The following is a 1,785-nucleotide window of genomic DNA, read 5'->3' as shown; positions in this document are numbered from 1 at the left end:
GTCTGCTGGCGGTTCGGCAGCGCGCCTTCGTTGACGTCCGGGCCTTCGTCGGAGGCCTCGCCGTCGGGATCGGCGGGGCTGCCGTCCGGGCGGCTGTCGCGGTCCTCGCCCTGCTCGCGGTCGTCGGCCGAGCCGTCCATCGACTGGCCCTCGCCGCCGCCGGCGTCGTCTTCCTCGTCCTGATCGTCGGCGGCGTCCGGCTCGCGCTGGTCCGGCTCATCCTCGCCGGCCTCGTCGGAGGCGTCGTCGCTGCGGCCGTCGCCCGGATCGAGATCGAGCGCCCGCAGCACGTCCTTCAGCCGGTCGGCGAAGGCGGTCTGGTCGCCCGCGACCTCCGCCAGCGCGTTCAGCTTGTCACCCGCCTTGTCCTCGAGGCTTGTCCGCACGAGGTCCAGCAGGGCGCCGGCGCCGTCGGGCGCCCGCTGCCCCGTCAGCCGCTCGCGCACCAGCAGGGCCACGGCCTCCGCCACCGGCACCCGCTCCGCCTCCGTCACCCGCAGCGCGCCCATCTTCTCCAGCCGCGTAAGCAGGGCCGCGTTCATATTGGCCCGCACCCCGGCCAGCGACACCGACCCGACCGCCTCGACCCGCGCCTGCTCGACCGCCTCGAACACCTCGGCCGCCTTGCTGTCGAGCGGGCGCAGCCGCCCGTGCAGGCCTTCGTCGTGGTTGGCCAGACGCAGCGCCAGCCGGTCGGCCTGTCCGCGCAGGGCGGCGTTCTCGGGCCCGCCGGGATGGCGCGGCGGATGCGGCAGGGTCAGGACCCCGTTGGCCAGCCGCGGCCCGTCAGATCCGAAGGCGACCTCCAGATCCGACTGCTCCGCCAGCGCCCGCGCCGCATGCGCGAGCGCGCGCTTGAAGATGTCTGCGGGAGTCTCGGCGGCGGCCATGGGCTTCAGATAGCGGTTCTGATCGGTCGGGAGAAGGCGCGCAGGACCAGTCTCCTCCCCATTTCATGGGAGGTGGATCGTCGGCGACTGAGCCGACGAGACGGAGGGGGTGACTCGATGTCGAGGCAATCGGGCGGACGACTGGCGGATGCCGGCGCCGCCCCCTCCGTCACGGCGCGAAGGCGCGCCGCGCCACCTCCCCACGGCGTGGGGAGGAGACAGAACGTTCTACGCCGCGTTCGCCGCCTGCGCCGCCGCCGCCAGCTTGGCCTGGTGCGCGCGCATGCCGACGGCGATCAGTTCGGCGGCCTCGCCGGCGTCGCCCCAGCCCTTCACGGTGACCGACTTGTTCTTCTCCAGGTCCTTGTAGCGGGTGAAGAAGTGCTCGATCTGCTCGACCAGAATGGCGGGGAGCTGCCGGTAGCTGGCGATGTCGGTGTAATAGGGGTTCAGCTTGTCGACCGGCACGGCGAGGATCTTCTCGTCGCCGCCGGCCTCGTCTTCCATCTTCAGCACGCCGATCGGGCGCGAGCGGATGATGCAGCCCGGCACCACCGGCGTCGGGTTCAGCACGATCACGTCGCAGGGATCGCCGTCGTCCGACAGGGTGTGCGGGATGAAGCCGTAGTTGCCGGGGTAGTACATCGCCGTGTGCAGGAAGCGGTCGACGAACAGGGCGCCCGAATGCTTGTCCATCTCGTACTTCACCGGCAATCCCCCTTGAGGAATCTCGATGATGACGTTGACGTCCCAAGGCGGATTGGGTCCGGCGGGAATGGCGTCGATATTCATGGCGCGTCCGGTATGCTGCAGTGCGATATGAGGTGGCGGGCGTGATAGGCGGGGCGCGCGGCGGAAGCAAGGCAGGGCGTTGGCCCTGTCGCTCGGCGCGCGG

General features: G+C 71.1%; 1 protein-coding gene and 1 pseudogene. Both read right to left on the bottom strand.

The features are described from left to right. A pseudogene (locus VGB60_RS11840) lies at positions 1 to 890 on the bottom strand (cobaltochelatase subunit CobT); the annotation flags it as partial. A gap of 228 nt (positions 891 to 1,118) precedes the next feature. Next, on the bottom strand, positions 1,119 to 1,682 hold the full coding sequence (gene ppa / locus VGB60_RS11835; protein ID WP_331038453.1) for an inorganic diphosphatase: 564 nt from the start codon (positions 1,680 to 1,682) through the stop codon (positions 1,119 to 1,121). Positions 1,683 to 1,785: the final 103 nt, after the last annotated feature.

It is taken from the genome of Brevundimonas sp., from assembly GCF_036399195.1.
Classification (GTDB): Bacteria; Pseudomonadota; Alphaproteobacteria; order Caulobacterales; family Caulobacteraceae; genus Brevundimonas.
Note: the sequence above shows the minus strand (reverse complement) of the source record. Positions and strands in the feature narration are given on the sequence as shown.

Excerpts from the sequence above, each read along its gene's own strand:
- ppa (WP_331038453.1), bottom strand. The coding sequence starts at position 1,682 with ATGAATATCGACGCCATTCCCGCCGGACCCAATCCGCCTTGGGACGTC.